Source organism: Sphingosinithalassobacter sp. LHW66-3 (assembly GCF_050703275.1).
Classification (GTDB): Bacteria; Pseudomonadota; Alphaproteobacteria; order Sphingomonadales; family Sphingomonadaceae; genus Sphingomonas.
In genome coordinates, this window is sequence record NZ_CP193482.1 from 170,412 (window position 1) to 188,953 (window position 18,542).

Sequence of the window (18,542 nt, forward strand, 5' to 3'; positions counted from 1 at the left end):
CCGGCGGCGGGTCGGACCAGCGCGCGCGGGCCGAAACGACAAGCCCCGTTCCAGCCGCTTCGCACATGGTCCTTTGCCGCCGCCTCTTTCGCAGGTGCGATCTATTGTCGGGGAGAAGCCGAACATCGTTCCCTTCTGCCTGAAATCTCGCCGGCGAGGGATTGCTCGCGCTCCTTAGGCGAAAGGCGGCAAATGCCCCCGGGAACACAACGTCTTCGGTCACTGGCACTCGCCGCGCAATGGGGAACAGTGGGCACACCGTACGCAGCGGTGCTGCCGGATGTTTCATTGTCTCTTCAATGGGATAGATCTTCATTTCGCGAGATGCAGCAACTGATTTGCCTGTGATGCATGAAGCGGATTCGCGATTTGCGGGTAAATCACATGGCTACAAGTGCTTGAGGAGATTGGCGAACTTTCCGTTTTCCTACAGGCTGTCCGTGATTTAGTCTGATCCTCGCCTTCCGCAGGGTGAACCAGGTTCCTTGAAGCACAAGGAGCTTGGAAAACGTGCAACGTCATCAGAGCCTACAGAGCTACGTCCCGCCGCTGATCGCGGACTGGGTCAGGGACCAGGCGCGGCTCAAGCAGGTCAGCGTCAGCATAGTCGTTCGCGACCTGCTGGTCGCCGCCTGGACCCGCGACAACGATGCACAGCTGCGCCTGACCGGGACCGATCCCGAGCGGCAGCGGGTGTTTGCAACCGTCGCGCTCGATGCCCTGCTCGCCCACCATCCCGACGCGACACTGAGGGAGCGAACGCTCGCCGCCTATCACCGCCGGCTCGAGCGGCTCGGCCTCATTCCGGCTTCCGGCAAGGGAGGTGAGGATGAAGCATAATCTGGTCAACTTCACCCGCGGCAGCCAGCTCCTCGGGCACTTCGGCTTCATGTTCGCAGCGGGCCTCAAGGGTCCGCTGATCGTCACCGTTCTGGTCGTCCTCGGCCTGGGGTGGTGGGAGGTGAAAACCTCGCTCAGCGACCAGCAGATCTACCTCATCTGGATGCACCTCTATGCCTCGGCCTACGGCTTCATGGAGTTCGATCCCGACAAGCTCGTGAACCTCAAGCTGGGCGATGGCGGTACCGCCTCATTCCCGATTTCGGTCGTCGTCCAGTACCCGCCGATGCGCGAGGCGGTCGCTGCGTTGCGCGAGGCGCTGCGGGCTACGCTGGTGGTTGCGGGCGTGGTCCTCTTCCCACTGTTCGTCGCCTTCTGGTGGATAGCCGAGCGCTTCGGCGAGCGCTCCAAACAGAAGAAGCACGTGCGCGGATCCTCGCTCGCGAGCCTGCCCGAACTCGAGGGCGAGATCGCCCGCCACAACGCCCGCGAGCGGGCGCGCGAATACGGCAGCGAGATGGGCTGGACGTGGCGCCTGGCCGGCCGCGCGGCGCTGCGCGAGGCGGGACTGCATACCCCCGCGCATCTTGCCGGGGTGAGCTGGCCGTGGCGCCGCGAGCAAAGCCACACGATGCTGGTCGGAACCACCGGCACGGGCAAGACCGTGGCGCTGACCGAGCTCGTCGACGAGATCCGCGAGCGGGGCGAACGCGCGGTGATCTTCGACCTCACCGGGGCCTTCATCGAGACCTTCTACGAAGCGGATCGGGATATTATTCTCAACCCGCTCGATGCGCGTTGCCCGGCCTGGAGCGTGTTCAACGACTGCGCCTCGCGCGCCGAATTCCACTCCGCCGCCGAGTCGCTCGTGCCCCACGACGGAGGCGGCTCGGAGCAGTTCTGGGTCCTCGCCGCGCGGACCATGTTCGTCGAAACCTGCATCAAGCTCGCCGAGGAAGGGAGGGGCACCAACGAGGCGCTCGCCGACGAGCTGATGAACGCCGACCTCTCCGATCTGCACAGGCTGCTCGAGGATACGATGGCCGGCCCGATCACCACGCCGAGCGCGGCCAAGATGGCGGAATCGGTGCGCGCGGTGTTCAACGTCAACGCCAAGGCGATGCAGATGCTGCCGTCCGACGGCGAGCCGTTCTCGATCCGCAAATGGGTCCGGGGAACGTGCGAACGGGGCTCGCTGCTGTTCCTCTCGGCGCGCTACGTCGACATGAGCGTACTCTCGCAATTGCTCACGCTCTGGCTCGATACCGCGATCAACACGCTGATGACCGGCCGGCGCACGCGCGACCTCAAACTGTGGTTCTTGATCGACGAATTGGGCGCGCTGCACCGGCTGCCGTCGCTCGAGAAGGGCCTGCAGACCGCGCGCAACTTCGGGGGCGCGATCGTCACCGGCGTGCATGCCTTCGCCAAGCTCAAGGAGGTCTACGGCGAGAACATGGCGATGACCCTGTCATCGCTGGCCAGGACCAAGCTGATCCTCGCCACCGCCGACCGAGAGACCGCTACCTGGTGTTCCGACGTCGTCGGGCATCGCGAGGTCCGCGAGATGGAAGAGGGCTACAGCTATGGCTACAACAACGCCCGCGACGCGGTCAGCCTGACGCCGCGCCGGCAGGTCGTTCCGCTGCTCCTTCCCGATGAGTTCATGGAGCTGCCTAGCCTCACCGGTTTTATCAAGTTTCCGGACGGCTTTCCGGCCGCGCCGGTCACGCTGCTTCCGTGTGATCGGCCCCGACTGGCCGAAGGCTTTATCGCCCGCGAGCTGCCGTCGCGGACCCGCGTGGCACGTTGCAGCGATACCGATCCCACGGAGATCCGCGAGGGCGATGATGACCCTACGGAAGGCGATGACGAGGGCGGCGAACCGCGCCGTCTGGCGCGCAAGGAGCGGCCCGCAAGCGACCCGCAGACAGCGCGGGTAAGGGGCAAGCGAGTGGCACAGTCAGGGGTGTCGAAATCGGGCGTGCCTGCCAAGCGAGCAATCGAGAAAGCGCCCTCGCCAACTGACCCGGCGCCAGATGCGCGGCTTGCAGCTCGCCCGACCGAGAAGACCGAGCGACAGCATCACGCGCAATCCGAATTGCCCCTCGACGACGCGAAGGAAAACCCGAAGGAACGCGGCAATCCGAGCGACAGGCTTGCGCGCCCGGACCTGCCCGATCCGCAAGCCGCGCAGGATGCGGAAAGGGACCGCAACCGTGCCGATCGCAGGCTGCAGGAGGACCAGCAGCGCGCGCTGCTGGGAGGTGTCGCGCGCGACCGGCAGGAGCGCGACATGGGCGATATCGACCCGGACATCTGATCGCTTTCGCGGGAGGCCTGGAGGGGCCGAATGGGATCGCCGCCGATGCTTTCCGTTGCCAATGTTCGCTCGCCGTCGGCCGCGGCGAGCTACTTCGCCGCCGACAACTACTACGCCACGGTCGATGCCGACCGCTCGGGCCAGTGGATCGGCAAGGGCGCCGAACTGCTGGGCCTGAAGGGGCGCGTCGAGACCAGAGCCTTCGACGCGCTGCTGCGCGGCGAGCTGCCCGACGGATCGATGGTCGGCAACCCGGGGCAGAAGCACCGGCCCGGCACCGACCTCACCTTCTCGCTGCCCAAGAGCTGGTCGCTTCTGGCTCTCCTCGGCAAGGACGAACGCATCGTCGAAGCCTATCGCGCGGCGGTCATCGAGACGCTTGCCTGGGCGGAAAAGAACGCCGCCGAGACCCGGCTCGTCGAGAAGGGGCAGGTGCGTACGGTCGCGACCGGCAACCTGGCGATCGGTCTGTTTCAGCACGACACCAACCGCAACCAGGAGCCCAACCTGCATTTCCATGCGGTCATCGCCAATGTGACACGGGGATCCGACGGCGTTTGGCGCACGCTCAAGAACGACCGGCTCTGGTCGTTGAACACGCTCCTCAATTCGATCGCGATGGCGCGCTTTCGCACCAGCGTCGAGAAACTCGGTTACGAGACCGGACCCACGCTCAAGCACGGCAACTTCGAGGCGCGCGGGATCGGTCGCGAGCAGCTGATGGCTTTCTCGACCCGGCGCCAGGAGGTGCTCGATGCTCGCCGCGGTACGGGACTGGAAGCAGGCCGCATCGCTGCGCTAGCCACCCGCTCGGCCAAGGAGGCGATCGAAGATCGCGGCGCGCTTTCCGTCCACTGGGATCAGGCGGCGAAGGACATCGGTCTCGACCTCAAGCCATTGGTCGACGCCTCGCTCTTGCGCGCCGAGCGGCAGGATCGCGATGCCGCGCGTCCGGCCACGGTGATCGAACGCGGACTCGCCCGTCTCCGGGACTTTGCCGCGCGCGTCCGGGGCGACGAGCGCGACCCGCTTGTCCCGCGACACGTCCTGAAAAAGGATGCCGAAGCGATCGCGGCGGCGCAGGCGGTTGCTTCGGCCGTCCGCCATCTCTCGCAGCGCGAGGCGGGCTTCGAGCGCGAGGCGCTCTACAAGGCGGCGCTCGATTTCGGGCTGCCGACGTCGATCGGCCATGTCGAAATCGCCGTCCGCTCGCTGGTCCGCTCGGGTCATCTCCTGGAAGGGACAGGCGAGCACAGGGGCTGGGTGGCGAGCCGCGAGGCCGTCGAGCTCGAGACGCGCATCCTGGCCTGGGCTGCCGAAGGCAAGGGCGCGATCGAACCCGGTACTGCGGAAGGCGAAGCCGAGAGCCGCGTACAGGCTTCCGCCGAGATCAATCACGGGTTCAGGCTCAACGAGGGACAGCTCGCCGCCGCGCGGCTGATCCTTTCCTCGCCCGACCGGACGATCGCGATCCAGGGCGTCGCCGGCGCGGGCAAGTCGAGCGTGCTGAAGCCCGTCGCCGAAGTGCTGCGCGAGGAAGGCCATCCGGTGATCGGTCTCGCGGTCCAGAACACACTGGTGCAGATGCTCGAGCACGACACCGGCATCCGCTCGCAGACGCTCGCCCGCTTCCTCAAGGACTGGGGCAGGGTGATCGATGAGCCGGGAGTTGGCGCCCACCTCGCCGATGCTAAGGCGGTTTTGAAGGACCATGTTCTCGTGCTCGACGAGGCCTCGATGGTCTCGAACACCGACAAGGAGCAGCTGATCCGCATAGCCAACCTGGCCGGTGTGCACCGCCTGGTCCTGATGGGCGACCGCAGGCAGCTCGGCGCGGTCGATGCCGGCAAGCCGTTCGCGCTGCTCCAGCAGGGCGGCATCGCCAAGGCAGAGATGAACACCAATCTGCGCGGCCGCGATCCGGCTCTGCGGCAGGCGCAGGCGGCCGCGCAGGCAGGTTTCGTGCGAACAGCGCTCCACCATCTCAGGGATCACATCGTCGAAACGGAAGGCGATGGCGCGATCGTCGCGGCCGAGCGCTGGCTCTCGCTGTCGCCCTCCGAGCGCGCGCACACGGCAATCTATGCGTCGGGCCGAAAGATCCGCTCTGCTGTTAACAAGGCGGTCCAGCGCGGCTTGCAGGCGAACGGGGAGATCGGCCCGAAGACGGTCGCGCTCGAGGTGCTCGATCGCGTGAACCTCACCCGTGAGGAACTGCGATACCTCGCCGCTTACCGGCCGGGCATGGTGCTCGAGGCCGCGAAGACCGAGCGTAGTCTGGGCCTAAAGCGCGGCGAGTATGCCGTCCGCGGGATCGATCAGGCGAAAGGCGTCGTTCGGCTTGAGGATGAGCGCGGCCGGCAGCATGCGTTCACGCCCGCCCGGATGCGCAAGACCGCCAAGGACGACAATCTGGCGCTGTACGAGCGGCGCGAGCTCGAGGTTCATCGGGGCGATCGGATCCGCTGGACCCGCAACGATCACCGGCGCGGACTGTTCAACGCCGACCGCGCCAAGGTCGTTTCAATCGAGCGGGATCGCGTGACGATCGAGACGTCGAAGGGCGAGGAGCTCCAGCTGAAAGAGGGGGACTCGATGCTGAAGCGGATCGATCTCGCCTACGCGCTCAACGCGCACATGGCGCAGGGGCTGACTTCCGATCGGGGGATCGCGGTGATGGACAGCCGCGAGCGCAATCTCGCCAACCAGAAGACGTTTCTAGTCACCGTGACGCGTCTGCGCGATCATCTGACGCTGGTGGTCGACAGCGCGGGGAAGCTGGGAGGCGCGGTGGCGCGCAACAAAGGCGAGAAAGCTTCGGCGCTGGAGGTAACGGAACGCCTACGAGGTGCCGCGGCTATCGGAGTGTCGAAGGGACGTGGCGCGCACCCGGGGCGCGACTCCGAGCGTGAATTGTCGCGCGAAAAGACCCGGGTAATCGATATCGGGATCTAACTGTAGCTACTCGCAACCTACGCCGTCGTTGTCGCGATTTAGGTGGCGCCGGTAGCCAGACTGCCCACGACGCACCGGGGCGGCGCCGGCATTCCGTGCGGCGGTGCAGTTCGGGTAGTACACCTCGCCGCCTGCGCGTTGAGGACTGGCCGGTTGACCAGAATTCTGCCCGCGATGGCAATGCCGGCCGCCATTCTTGCGGTCGTTGTGGCAGCCATCGGCCGCCAGACCTCCGGGGTGCGCTGCGACTGGCACGCTCGGCAAAGCTAGGAATGCTGCCCCCAGACAGGCAAGTAGCAAAGGAACGATGCTGCGGCGTCCGGGCATGTTCTCTTCCCTCCCGTCCTTACATATGCTGTGGAGTAGCACGGCTTCCTGAATGAAGTGTTCTGACTCCAACTCGATGGAATCTGCGCAGTCAAACCATTTGAGCGCGCCTACACCCAGTCTGCGCTACCGCGCCGGCAGGCACCGTAGGCGCTGGGGCCGAGCGGCTAGGCGGCGTCTGCGTTTGACTTGATCGAGCATTGTGCGCAGCCTCGGAGCATGTGCAATTTGTACCGCATGACGAAAGCGCCCGATGAGGTGGCGCGGCTGTTCGGGGCGGGCCTCGGCAGCATCGGCAACGCCGGAGGCGAGGTCTATCCCGGTTATCCGGGTCTGGTCGTCGCCGAGGGTAAGCTGCAGTCCATGGTCTGGGGTTTCCCGCTGTCGATGAAAGGCGCGAAGGGACAGCCGCTCAAGCCCAGGCCGGTCAACAACGCGCGGGCGGACAAGCTCGACAGCTTCATGTGGCGCTTCAGCTTCGCCGAACGACGCTGCCTGATCCCGGCCACCGAGTTCGCCGAAGCCGAGGGCGAGAAGGGCGCAAAGACGCGAACCTGGTTTGCGCTGCCCGACGAGCCGGTCTTTGCGGTCGCCGGTCTCTGGCGCGACACCGGCGAATGGGGGCCAGCTTATTCGATGGTGATGAGCGAGGCCTGCATTCATGTCGCCGACGTTCACGACCGCATGCCGGTGATCCTCAAGCGCGAGGAATGGCGCGACTGGCTTGACGGACCGCCCGACGCAGCGGGCCTTCTCTGCCGGCCCTATCCCGATGTGATGGTGGTGAACCGCACCGCCGATCCTTGGTCGAGGCGAGGCAGAACGAACGCAGAACAAAAGGCTTGACCCGACTCGGCCTGGAAGCGTCATTGGGGCCATGGAACGCATCGACCCCGCCATCGTCGCGAACACGATCCTCACCGCTCCCGATTGGGCCCGAGCAGGTCTGACCGCCCCGAAGGAGCAGCTGCGCCACGAGGCAGCGAGCGAACTCGCCCGCGCTATCGTCGACCAGGTGTCGCCCGCCGGTGACGAGCCGGATCCGAACCAGCTCGGCCTTGCGCTGTGACGTGGCGCGCTGGACAGACGATGCGGTTCGGCAGGCCACCAATCTCACGGAGGCGGCGTGCTGGCACACTTCGATCGAGGTAGTCTGTCGCTGCGGACATAGCGCGACGTTCGATCCACACGGCCTTTGGTGGTGGTTTCAGCAAAGAGGATGGGACAACGGTTTGACAGCGGCGATCAGGCGCTTTTGGTGCCGCCGCAGGGACAGGAGCGGTTACCGTGTCCGCCCCATTCGCCTCAACCTGGTGCGCGGCAATGATACCGACGTGCAGCTGCCGATGCCTACGCCACGAGAGTGGAAGCGAGTGGTGAAGCGCATGCGGTATTGAGAGGCTTGGATTTCCAGTGCTGGGGCCTGAGATCTATAGGCGCAGCGGCGCACCGCCATCGCGATCCCTGCATAAAGTTCCATCCGCTTGCCTCGCCGTTTGCTTGCCCCTGCGAGTTCGAACCAACGTGTTTCACGCGCTCGCGGATTTGCACGCCAGATCGCGAATCTGATTGACTTCCGCAGCAACTTCCACGAACTTCCAACTCGATTGGAGGATGCGGTTTGGCGAACACTTTCAGCTTTGAGGCAATTCGCGGTATTCAGGCGCGAACCGCTTACTACACGATCATGGTTCCCTTGAAGATGGTGCCCAGGCTTTTCCTCTTTGATGAAGGGGATCTGCCAGCAGACCTCCGTGCTCAGCGCGTTCTCTCGAAGGCCCGTGTCCCGCAAATCGCTTCCTATCTCAGCGGCAATTCTGGCGAGTATATCCTCAGTTCGCTGTGCGCCTCGATCGATGGGGACTTGATATTCGAGCCCGCTTCACCCGACGGCCCTCTGCGGAACGTTGGGCTTTTGAGCTTCCCGATGGACGCGAAGATCTTGCTGAACGACGGCCAGCATCGTCGCGCCGCGATCGAGGAAGCTCTGCGCGAGTGCCCCGAACTCGAGAGTGAGACCATTTCCGTTGTGGTCTTTGCGGATCGGGGCCTTTCACGCAGCCAGCAGATGTTCGCAGACCTCAACAAGAATGCTGTGCGGCCCTCCGGATCCCTCAGCGTGCTCTACAACCACCGCGATCCGCTTGCGCGACTGACATCTGACGTGCTGTCCCAAGTGCCGTTCTTCGGGCGCTTCATCGAACGCGAGAAGACCTCAATCTCGAACCGCACGAACAAGCTCTATACCCTATCGAGTCTCAACCAGGCGCATGAGTGGTTGGCGGGTCCCGCCGCCGATCGCTTTGGCGTTGAAACGACGCAGTTGACGAGCCTGTTTTGGAATGCGGTCTACGATCGCATGCCTGATTGGCAGAGGCTTGATGCTGGCGCGATCTCCGCATGCGAATTGCGACACGAAACTGTCCACGCTCACGGCGTGATGCTTCAGGCCTTGGGTGTTGTCGGTGCTGCGGCGATCGAGAAGGACGCGGTTGCTATTCCGGAAATACTCAAGCCCCTGTCCGAGGTCGATTGGTCCCGGCGTAATCTTCACCTGTGGGAAGGTCGGGTGCTGAACGGTGCCCGAATTGCCGGCCAACGCAGAGCTGTCCTACTCGGAGCCGCCGCACTGTTTCGGACCCTTGGCCTGCCGCTCGATCAACGCGTCGTGGCTGCCGAAGAGTCGTTCGATGACACCGCGATGCAGCAGGATGCTGCATGATGGGAGGTGCGAGCAACCCGCAGCGGGTCACCTTCACGGACCTAGAGGCATCGATCAGGAGCGCGTATGTGCGGGACGAGCGCCCCTGGGTGATCGGCTACAGCGGAGGCAAGGATTCGACTTGCGCTCTGCAAATGGTCTGGCGGGCACTGGCAGGCCTTCCGCCAGCAGATCGCATCAAACCGGTTTACGTCTTGAGCTCGGACACGCTGGTCGAGACACCTGTCATCGTCGATTACATCGATCGGGCGCTCGCCGACATCAACGCCGCAGCAGAGGCCCAGAAAATGCCGATCTCGGCACACAAGGTCTCACCCGATATTTCAGACAGTTTCTGGGTCAATCTCATCGGCCGCGGCTACCCCGCTCCATCCCGCCGTTTTCGATGGTGTACTGAACGCCTGAAAATCGATCCGGCCAATGCCTTCATCAAGCGCAAGGTGGCCGAATTCGGCGAAGTAGTGATGGTGCTGGGAGTCCGCCGCGCGGAATCGGCTACACGCGCGCAGGTGATGGCGCTTCACAAGCATCACAACTCGGAATTTTCGCGGCACACGCGGCTTCCGGGCGCGCTTGTCTACACACCGATCGAAGACCTCAGCCTCGATGATGTGTGGAGTTATCTCTTGCAGGGCGACCGCCCTTGGGGCGGTGACAACAAGGAGCTCGTGACCCTCTATCGCAATGCGCAAGCAGGCGAATGCCCCCTTGTCGTCGATACTAAGACCGAGAGCTGCGGGAAGTCCCGGTTCGGCTGCTGGGTTTGCACCGTCGTCACCAAAGACAAGGCGATGGAGGCGATGGTCGACAATGGTGAGGAATGGCTCGAACCCCTCCTTGAATTGCGGGATTTTCTGGCGGCTACGCAGGATCCCGAGCGCAAGAAGGAGGTTCGGGATTTTCGCCGTCGAAACGGCAGCGTGACCTTCGTCGAGGCTCGCGAGGCTCCGATCCCGGGACCTTATCTATTCGATTTTCGCAAGGAGATTCTTTCCCGTCTTCTCGCGGTGCAGAACGAGGTCGCCCAAAATGCCCCCCCGGGCGAAAAGGTCGTGCTCATCCAGGAAGCCGAACTGCTCGAAATCCAGCGCATCTGGCGCGAGGAGCTCGGCGACTGGCAGGACACCGTGCATCTACTTGTTGCGGATATCATGGGCTGTGAACTCGAGCGCAAGCAGTCATCGGACTTTCGATTTGATGCAGATGACGCGGCCGCACTGCGCATTGTCTGTGAGCATCACGACCTGCCGCCTCAGCTGTTGGCCGAACTCTTGAATGCCGAGCGTGAGGTCGCCGGGCAGAAACGCCGCAGCTCCATTCATAGGAGGATCGAGACCATCCTTTCCAAGGAATGGCGTGATCTCGATGCAGTGATGGATGAGCGCGAAGAGCGGGCGCGCGTAGGAGCGCAATTCTCATGATCATCGAGCGTCTCCGGCTTCGCAATTTCGGGATTTATGGCGGCGACCACGCTTTCGATCTGGGCCCCGACGAGCGGGGCGGGAAGCCAATCGTCCTGATTGAAGGCCACAATGGTGCTGGCAAGACGACCTTTCTCGAGGCGATCCGCTTGGCGCTCTATGGCAAGGCTGCTCTCGGAAACCGCGTGTCTCAGAAGGCATACGAGGCCCATCTGAACGATCGCCTCCATCGCGGTCTTCCGGAAACCACTATGGAAATCGGTCTCGATTTGCGGCGTCACGAAAAGGGAGAAGAGCTTTCCTACGCCATACGGCGTCGCTGGAACGTGAAGGGCAACGGCGTCGAGGAAATGCTGACCGTGTTGGTGAACGGGGCCTGCCGAAACGATACGAGTGTTGAGGAATGGCAGGACATCCTCAACGACATGATACCTCCTGGGGTTTCGCAGCTGTTCTTCTTCGATGGCGAAAAGATACAGGAGATTGCCCAAGGGGATGCGTCGGCCGGACTCCAGCAGGCTATACGTCCGCTGCTCGGTCTCGACATAATCGAGCAGCTACGCAGCGACCTTGCCCTTTTCGTTGCCCGACAGAAGTCGGGCGAGGGAGCGGATGATCTCAAGGCGGCGACACGCGATTTGAAGGCGGCCGAGGGTGAACTGACACGCGCTGAAGAAAAGAGGGCCCAGCTGGCGTCCGAGCGTGATCAGGCCAATGCCCGTCTACATCGCGCCGAAGCGGCATTTCGAAAGGAAGGCGGCATGTCCGCTATGGATGAGGTCGGAGCGAAGCAGGACAGGAAGCGCGTCGAAGAAGAACAGCAGGCGCTCCTAAGCGAACTTCGAGAAATTGCAGCAGGGTTTGGCCCGCTCATGTTGGCCCCAGCCACGCTGCGCCGCCTGCAAGATGCCGCGGGGGAGGCTGAACTTTATCAAGCCAAGATGGCTGCCAAGCGCCTTGTCGACGAGTTCGAAGCGCAAGGGCCAAAGCGTACGGGACGGCCCCCAGCGGTGTGGGAACAGTTTCGCGAGTTTGTCGCTGCGGAGACCAAGACGCTGCCGCGCTGGGCGCTAAATGGAGCAGGCGCGCTGCGACGCAGGGTGGCTGACATAGAGACATTCGATCGGGGCCGCTGCCGCGAATTGGCAGAACGCCTCGACAAGAATCTCCTCGCCGCTCAGGCCGCCGACGATCAGCTGGAAGCCTTTGCCAAAGGCGTTGGCGACGTCTCGCTCGACGCCATTCGTAAGGCCGAATTCGAGCGAGGACGATTGGGCGCGGCGCTGGAAGAGCAGGATGGCCTGGTCACGCGTCTTCGAAGCCGAAGGGATCACCAAAGGGCTCGACTAGAGCGTCTGCAAGATCAGGTCTTCACTACCGCGAAGCTCGGCCGGAGCGCGGCGCTTGCAGGCAAGGCACGGGCCGCGCTGGTTGATTACGAGGAGCGGGTCCTCGAACGGCGTATCGCGGCCCTGGAAGAGTATGTCCTTTCATGCTTGCACAAGCTCTTGCGAAGGCCAACGCTAGTGGGAAGGGTCAAGCTTGATCCCGAGAGCTTCGAAATCTCCCTGATCGGCAGCGAAGGGGAAGTGATTGCGCTCGACAGCCTGTCGGCGGGCGAACGCCAGCTGTTCGCCGTTGCACTTCTGTGGGCGCTCGCCAGGACCAGCGAACGTGCCTTGCCGCTCGTGATCGATACTCCTCTTGGCCGGCTTGATCGACTGCACCGAGAACGGATCGTTGGCCAGTATCTCGCCGGGGCCAGTGAGCAGGTCGTCCTTTTGTGCACCGATACCGAATTGACTACGGAGGTGGCGGCGCAACTGGAGCCATTCGTGAGCCGGCATCTCAAGCTCGGAGTGGGCGAAAGAGACTTCACCACAGGGGTGACGGTTCTGAATGAGCCTATGGTGGAGGCCCGCGCCTATGCTGCCCTCTAAGATTTCCATTTCCAAGGATGCGGGCGGCGTGTTGCGGGCATTGGCGCAACGGGCGCGGCTGACACCCAACCTTCTTGCGCGGATGGCACTAACCACCAGTCTGGAAGGTGGCGCGCTCGGGCAGCTTGCGAGGCCTGGGGAGGGGAGTGGACAGGAATTCAACACCTATACGCTTTTGGGCACCGACCAAGATGTCTACCTCGCGCTTGTCGAATTGGTTGAGGGCAATGCCTCGATTGAACTCGATTCCGACCGCCTGATCGACTGCATGGTTGCGCATATCGAACGGGGGATCTCGCAGATGGCCCTCAGAGTAAAGACGCCGAGTGATGTTGCGCGATTGATGGCTGGCGCACCAGCGTGACACAACCGATCTATCTCGATCACAATGCATCGACGCCTACAGACCCATTCGTGATCGAGCGCATGATCAGTTCCATGCGTGCTCATGTCGCCAATGCGTCCTCGGTCGATCATGCATGGGGAAATGCTGCTCATCAAGCAGTCGAAACCGCGCGGAGCAACATTGCCGCACGCTTGGGAGCGCGACCGAGCGATCTGGTTTTCACGAGCGGCGCCACCGAGGCCAACAACATCGCCATAAGGGGGGCTTTCCGCGCCGGGAGTTCAGCCAATAGACGCCAGATCCTGACCGCGGCGAGCGAGCATCCCTCGGTGCTTCAGACGGTTCTGTCACTCGAAGCCGAGGGCGCAGAGGTGGTGGTCCTGCCGGTCGACGAAGAGGGTCGGATCGACCTCAAAGAATTCCGGGCTGCTCTTGTCCGCGAAACGGCGCTCGTCACGATCATGGGTGCGAACAACGAAACAGGCGTCATTCATCCCGCCGCCGAAATTGCGGCGATCTGCGCCGAAGCGGGCGTGCCGTATCATTGCGACCTTACGCAGCTTGCAGCGCACCTGCCGGTCGATCTGTCGGCGCTCGGAGTAACCCTTGCGAGCCTGTCCGGGCACAAGATGTACGGGCCCAGAGGCATCGGAATTCTTTTCGCGCGATCCCGGCGACCGCGCGCTCGGCTTGTGCCGTCATCGACCGGCGGAGGGCAGGAACGCGGGCTTAGGCCCGGGACACTGAACACCGAGGCGATACTCGGGATGGAAGCAGCATTCGATCGGCGGGCGGATTGGTTGCCTGGTATTTCCGAACTCGAGTCAAAACGGGACGCACTCCAGCAGGCGCTCATTTCTATCCCCGGTCTCAACATCAACGGAGGCGCTGCCCCACGTATCCCCAACACCTTGAATGTCAGCATTGCCGGCGTCGATCCGCATGCCCTCCAGCATCGGCTGCGCGATCAGCTCATCTTTTCGACTGGAAGCGCATGCGCAACCGACAAGGTGCATTCCTCCACTGTCCTGTCAGCAATGTTCGGACCGTCGGATCGCACCCGGACCGGCTTCCGCCTGGGCCTTGGCGTGGCGACGAGCGATGCTGACGTCGCCCGTGCTGCCGAACTCATCAAGGCGGGCGTCTCGATGCTGCGCAGTGGTCAGATGGGTGCACTCAATGAGGTGGTTTCGGCCTAGCCTGGACCTTGTTGATGATGGTCGAGCGAGAAGACTCTCATTGCCTGCCCGATGAGGGCCTCCTGGCGCGCGGTGGCGAGTTCGGGTGTCCATTCGTCGTGCGCGACCAAATCCTGATTGAGACGGAGATTGGACGCTGCAAAAATAGCCTTCTTCTCGGCGAACTCCTTGTTCGCGGCGTCATCATTGGCTTTGCCCGCCAGGAGCGTAAGGTTGCCGAGCCTGTGAACAAGCGGCCTTAGCAAGGGATCGGCGTCGGCCGGGTTCTGGGGGCCTATGTGTTCGATCGTTATCTTGCTCAGATCGATCGCCTGATCGGGCGTGAGATATTGCGGGCGACCTTGGGCACCTGCGTCGAACCATTCCCTTGTGAATTCGGCGACCGCGAGCAGGAACCGGATGGCCTTCTTGTTCCTGCCGTAATCGAGCTCCTTCAGGCCGTTCGCGAAGGCTTCATCGTTCGCGTGCTGCAGGAGCAGATCGCGCAACCTGGTTTCCAGATCGCCGATGTTGAAGTTTCCGGGCTCCTCGAGCAGGATCACCTGGGGCATCCGCATGGCCTTCTCGAACGGGGCGATGGGAGCGCGGACCACCACGCCATAGCGGAAGCCGAACAGGACAAGATCGAGCAGGATTCGGCTGCGCACTTGCTGGTTGGCAAGGCGCGCGTTGTAGAGCAGGGGCAAGATCCAGCCCTGCTTTTGTTCCCCCAACAAGGATTGCGCGAGGCATCGTTCGACGGCTGAGAATTCTGTTTCGAGGGCCGTATGGACGTCGCCTTTTGACAAGGCCTCGATGGCCCGGATGTCATCCCGGCGCTCGCGTACCGATTGCAGCAGCTCGCGCGCATCGTCGGGAGTGAGCTGTTCCATCCCCTCGAGCTGCGGAAAGAAGCCGACTTCGAATTTTGCCGACGTTTGCGCAACCGGATCGGACCCTGGAAGGCGCGCCTTCTGCGCCATCTGTAGGGCATCATCGGGGGAAGGCTGCTCAATCGAGGCGATCGCGAGCCATGCATCGCGCAGTTCCGCGAACTCCGCGTCCTGCAATTTCCCTTCGCAAAGCTCCATCGTCGATGCGCGCAGCAAATCGCAGATGCTCACCGGGATTCCCCGGTTGTTGAGCACCCGAAAGATCTGGCTTGCATGGCGCGGATCGCCAGCCTCGATATGCACGATCTCGAGGTCGGAGACGAGGAGCCGGTAAAAGCCATTTAGAACTTCTGGCTTGTCTGCCGCGGCGTCACGTTTGTTGGCGAGGAAATCGGAAATCCGCTTATGGGCATCCTGCAGGCGTTCGTGGGATTCCGAGTGAACATCGGGCGTCTCGCCGCGAAGCAAGGATTTGAAGAACGCGTCGTCGGCTTGGTTGAGGCTTATCGAAAAGGTTTCCTTGATCTCCATCAGCTGCACGTCTTCAGCCATGATGTACTGTGACCAAATGAAGTTGGCACGGCTCTTGAGGGCCTGGCGGATGGCCGCATCGGCGGGAAAGTCCTCCGCAAGCTTGCGGTACTCATGGACGAGAGTGGACATGAAGAGCGCAAAGGTGGCCAATCGCTGCTGGCCGTCGAGCACCTGCCTGTGCGGCTGCACCGAGTTGCCTGAACTGGCCGGGCCGGTGACGATCGATCCGAAGAAATGTCTCTCCGGCTCATCGTCGCGCCGCTTGAGGTAGCACCGCTCTATGTCCGCGAGGAACGCGTCGACCGCTTCAGCGTCCCAGGAGTAGACGCGCTGGAAGGCCGGAACCTTGAACACCGTGATACCGCCGAAGAGCGCCGCCAGGGTGTGCGCTGTTGCGCGCTGGCAAAGCATGTCGCCGCGTGAAAGGACTGGTGCCAGCGCCATGACTATACGTCCGAAAGTTCGGCCAGGAGCGCTTCATAGCGCTGCATGAAGCTGGAGGCGTCCGATGGTCTGGGGCGCATGCGGTCCGCGAGTATCTTGAAGCCTCCTGCTGCGTAGAGATTGAGCAGTTTCAACCCGTCTGGGGATAGACGTGTGGGCGCCGATACCTTGAGCAAGCGAGAAATGGCGCGTTCGAGCTGTCGCTCTGTGTAGTCCTCGGTGTGCAGAGTGGCGAGCTCAGCTTCGACGAGAAGGCCGGCGATATATTCAGCAAAGGGTTCGTAGTCGTCGGGATAGGCGGCGAGGAAGCGATCGCCTTTGAGGCTTTCTGCATCTCCCTGTTTTCGTGCGAGGAGGCCTACTACCAGGCTCGCCCAAAAAGCGTCGAACATGATCATGTCGCGCTGTTCGCCCGCGGACCGCGAGAACTTTCCGAACAGCTTCTGTGCACTGTAGTCGAAGAATTCGCGCGCGCCTTCCGGGAGCACGAACCCGGTCGCCGTCGCCCCGCTTGCCCCTTCGTTCATCGGGCGTCCCCGCTTTGAAAGGAGAAGAACGTATGCGGATCGTCATGAACGACGACTTCGCCCGTGTCGCGTTCTAGGGAGATCGTCTTAAATGCTGCCTTGGGATTCTCCTTGAATGCGTCAGCAAACCCCTCCCGTTCGCTCGAGATTACGAAAACGATGAGCTGATCAAACAGGGGAGGAATGAGTGAACCCACCGTCGCCCGCAGTGTGAGGTCAAGCGACACTGCCGGAGAATCGACGATGAACGGCATGCCGAAAGGGGCCTCGGAAAGCAGTGCCGTGAGGAAGGCGTAGCAGACCGCCAGTTTCTGGCCTTCGCTCGCGCCGCCCTTGGGCATGTCGCCTTCGCCGCGCAGATGCAGGCGGCCTTCGATCCGATCAACGCGCAAGGGTTCGTTGGTGAGAATGGCGTCGAGGTTTTCGTTTGTCCTGCCCTTGATCCTTTCGCGCAGGCGCGCCTTTGCTGCCTGCCTTGCACTGCTCGCGGCCCGGATGAGGAGATCGGCCGCTTCCATGTAATCGCGCGTTCCGGCGGCGGTTTCGTAGCGTTCCTGAAGCTCCTTGAAGCGGCGTCGGCAGGCATGGACGTTCGTGCGCCAGTCGACATCTTGCCCGCTACTTTGGGTCAAGAACCTGAGCGCATTCTCTTCCAGGACAAGTTTATCGGCAATCTCGTCGCGTTCCTTGGTAAGCGCCTCGATTTCCTGCCGACCTACCTTCCGCGCCTCCTCGTTCAGGCGGTCCTGCTCCTGATCTGCCTGGCGCAACCGGGCGTCCGCGTCGCGCAGGTCTTCAACAATCGCGTGGAAGGATTTTACCGACGGCATGACCGTAGGAAGGAGATAGCGGATCTCGTTGATGACCGTGACCTCTTCCTCGCCGAGATAGTCTTCCGCATGTTCGAGGATGTGGGCGCGATCCTTTTCTTCGAGTTCGCGACCGCAGATGCAGTCCTTGCGGCCCGCAATGATCGTGAAGAAGGTGCTGGAAGACCGGGGAAGGTTACGGCTCTCCAGCGTTTCACTGAGGCGCGCCAGACGGTCCGGGAAAACCGGGCTGATTGAAAGCGGCGATCGAAAACTTTCCAGGGCGAGATCGCTGGCGGTCGCCTTGTCCGTCTTGGCCTTAGTCCGCTGGTCGATGACCTTCTGCTGGCGAGCCTTGAAATCGTCGTCGTCCAGCCCGAGCTGTTCGATCCGAGCGGCGATTTCCTTCAATCTCTTGCGCTTGTCCGCTATTCCCTTCTCAAGCTTGCTTTGTTCGGCTTCGAGCCGCGCCAACGCTGCTTTCGCTTGGCTGGCTTCCTTTTCTGCTTTTTCAACGCTGTGCTTCGCACTCGCCGTGGTTATGTCTTTGACGCGTTGGCGCCGCTTGTCCTTGAGCCGCTCGACGGTGCTCGCGACATCGCCGAGCGCGTCGAGTCCATAAAGGACCTCGAGCGACTTGTCGGCATCGCCGGCACCGTCCTCGATCATCTTGGCAGCCAACTCGCCATCAAAAACGAACAGTTCGGTGACGCCCCTTCGAAGCGTGTCTGTAACGAGGTTGGGAAGATTGTGCCCATGCTCGCGCCCTTCCAGTCCATCAGTGTAGAAGAAAGCCTCGCGCGTGTTGAATTCAAAGCGGATACCAACTGTGTAGAGATCCTCATCCAGTTTGAGACGGAGCTCGAAAAAGCCGTCGCTGACGCTGTCGCTTCCGCGGTAGGAGGCGATGTCAACCGGCCGCCGCCCACTCAGCACCGTACGGATCAGCGACATGGTCGTCGTCTTGCCGGTACCGTTCGGCATTTGCAGCAGGGTTATGGGTGAAGAGTCGGGATCGAGACGAATGTCGGCAGAGCGCAGATAGCCCCGCAGGTTGCGCGCCTTCCATCCGAGAATCCGTAGCTGCAGAGCCATTAGGAACGCTCGACCTTCTGGTGCTCAAGTAGTTCGTCAATCATCCAGGTCGTCTTGTCCTGGGAAGGAAGAGCGGTGCGCGCGCCAATGAGGAACTGTGCCAGTGAGCGAGCGAGCTCCTGGTCTTTGACGAGCGCGCCGACGGCCGCGCGCACCGCCTCGTCGATTTCCTCGTCGGCGCCGACCAT

General features: G+C 62.6%; 15 protein-coding genes. 10 read left to right on the top strand and 5 right to left on the bottom strand.

The window, feature by feature from the left end; genetic code table 11:
• Positions 1 to 510: 510 nt before the first annotated feature.
• The 3 genes from ACQ450_RS00840 to mobF are packed head-to-tail and all read left to right on the top strand — an operon-like array spanning position 511 to position 6,118.
• Positions 511 to 840 (top strand): hypothetical protein, encoded by a 330-nt coding sequence (locus tag ACQ450_RS00840; protein WP_431470122.1) that lies wholly within the window; start codon positions 511 to 513, stop codon positions 838 to 840.
• Positions 830 to 3,163, top strand: coding sequence for a type IV secretion system DNA-binding domain-containing protein (locus tag ACQ450_RS00845; protein WP_431470123.1), 2,334 nt, complete (start codon positions 830 to 832; stop codon positions 3,161 to 3,163). Before ACQ450_RS00840 ends, ACQ450_RS00845 begins: the two co-directional genes overlap by 11 nt.
• 45 nt (positions 3,164 to 3,208) lie before the next feature.
• Positions 3,209 to 6,118 carry a MobF family relaxase gene (gene mobF, locus ACQ450_RS00850; protein ID WP_431471251.1) on the top strand — a complete coding sequence of 970 codons (2,910 nt, stop codon included), beginning with the start codon at positions 3,209 to 3,211 and terminating at the stop codon, positions 6,116 to 6,118.
• 6 nt (positions 6,119 to 6,124) lie between these two features.
• Here mobF and ACQ450_RS00855 read toward each other — a convergent pair whose 3' ends face one another.
• Positions 6,125 to 6,445 carry an excalibur calcium-binding domain-containing protein gene (locus tag ACQ450_RS00855; protein ID WP_431471252.1) on the bottom strand — a complete coding sequence of 107 codons (321 nt, stop codon included), beginning with the start codon at positions 6,443 to 6,445 and terminating at the stop codon, positions 6,125 to 6,127.
• A gap of 219 nt (positions 6,446 to 6,664) precedes the next feature.
• Between ACQ450_RS00855 and ACQ450_RS00860 the strand changes: the two genes are divergently transcribed.
• From ACQ450_RS00860 to ACQ450_RS00890, 7 genes are all read left to right on the top strand, one after another.
• Positions 6,665 to 7,291 carry an SOS response-associated peptidase gene (locus ACQ450_RS00860; protein ID WP_431470124.1) on the top strand — a complete coding sequence of 209 codons (627 nt, stop codon included), beginning with the start codon at positions 6,665 to 6,667 and terminating at the stop codon, positions 7,289 to 7,291.
• A 31-nt stretch (positions 7,292 to 7,322) separates the two neighbouring features.
• Positions 7,323 to 7,514, top strand: a complete 192-nt coding sequence (locus ACQ450_RS00865) for a DUF6771 family protein (RefSeq protein ID WP_431470125.1) — start codon at positions 7,323 to 7,325, stop codon at positions 7,512 to 7,514.
• A 552-nt stretch (positions 7,515 to 8,066) separates the two neighbouring features.
• The gene (gene dndB, locus ACQ450_RS00870) at positions 8,067 to 9,167 is read left to right on the top strand and encodes a DNA sulfur modification protein DndB (RefSeq protein WP_431470126.1); all 1,101 of its coding nucleotides are present in this window, start codon (positions 8,067 to 8,069) and stop codon (positions 9,165 to 9,167) included.
• Positions 9,164 to 10,588 (top strand): DNA phosphorothioation system sulfurtransferase DndC, encoded by a 1,425-nt coding sequence (gene dndC / locus ACQ450_RS00875; RefSeq protein ID WP_431470127.1) that lies wholly within the window; start codon positions 9,164 to 9,166, stop codon positions 10,586 to 10,588. The genes dndB and dndC overlap by 4 nt, the downstream gene beginning before the upstream one ends.
• The gene (gene dndD, locus ACQ450_RS00880; protein ID WP_431470128.1) at positions 10,585 to 12,528 is read left to right on the top strand and encodes a DNA sulfur modification protein DndD; all 1,944 of its coding nucleotides are present in this window, start codon (positions 10,585 to 10,587) and stop codon (positions 12,526 to 12,528) included. The genes dndC and dndD overlap by 4 nt, the downstream gene beginning before the upstream one ends.
• Positions 12,515 to 12,892 carry a DndE family protein gene (locus tag ACQ450_RS00885; RefSeq protein ID WP_431470129.1) on the top strand — a complete coding sequence of 126 codons (378 nt, stop codon included), beginning with the start codon at positions 12,515 to 12,517 and terminating at the stop codon, positions 12,890 to 12,892. The genes dndD and ACQ450_RS00885 overlap by 14 nt, the downstream gene beginning before the upstream one ends.
• Positions 12,889 to 14,073 carry a cysteine desulfurase family protein gene (locus ACQ450_RS00890; protein WP_431470130.1) on the top strand — a complete coding sequence of 395 codons (1,185 nt, stop codon included), beginning with the start codon at positions 12,889 to 12,891 and terminating at the stop codon, positions 14,071 to 14,073. The genes ACQ450_RS00885 and ACQ450_RS00890 overlap by 4 nt, the downstream gene beginning before the upstream one ends.
• On the opposite strand, the gene ACQ450_RS00895 is transcribed toward ACQ450_RS00890, so the two are convergent.
• From ACQ450_RS00895 to ACQ450_RS00910, 4 genes are read right to left on the bottom strand one after another with little or no spacing between them, the layout of a single operon-like run.
• Complete coding sequence (locus tag ACQ450_RS00895) at positions 14,070 to 15,923, bottom strand: DUF262 domain-containing protein (protein ID WP_431470131.1); 1,854 nt, start codon at positions 15,921 to 15,923, stop codon at positions 14,070 to 14,072. The two genes, ACQ450_RS00890 and ACQ450_RS00895, sit on opposite strands and share 4 nt — an antisense overlap.
• Before the next feature lie 2 nt (positions 15,924 to 15,925).
• Positions 15,926 to 16,450: a hypothetical protein gene (locus ACQ450_RS00900; protein ID WP_431470132.1), complete on the bottom strand. Its 525-nt coding sequence runs from the start codon at positions 16,448 to 16,450 to the stop codon at positions 15,926 to 15,928.
• On the bottom strand, positions 16,447 to 18,354 hold the full coding sequence (locus ACQ450_RS00905) for an AAA family ATPase (protein WP_431470133.1): 1,908 nt from the start codon (positions 18,352 to 18,354) through the stop codon (positions 16,447 to 16,449). The genes ACQ450_RS00900 and ACQ450_RS00905 overlap by 4 nt, the downstream gene beginning before the upstream one ends.
• Positions 18,354 to 18,542 (bottom strand): hypothetical protein, encoded by a 189-nt coding sequence (locus ACQ450_RS00910; protein ID WP_431470134.1) that lies wholly within the window; start codon positions 18,540 to 18,542, stop codon positions 18,354 to 18,356. The genes ACQ450_RS00905 and ACQ450_RS00910 overlap by 1 nt, the downstream gene beginning before the upstream one ends.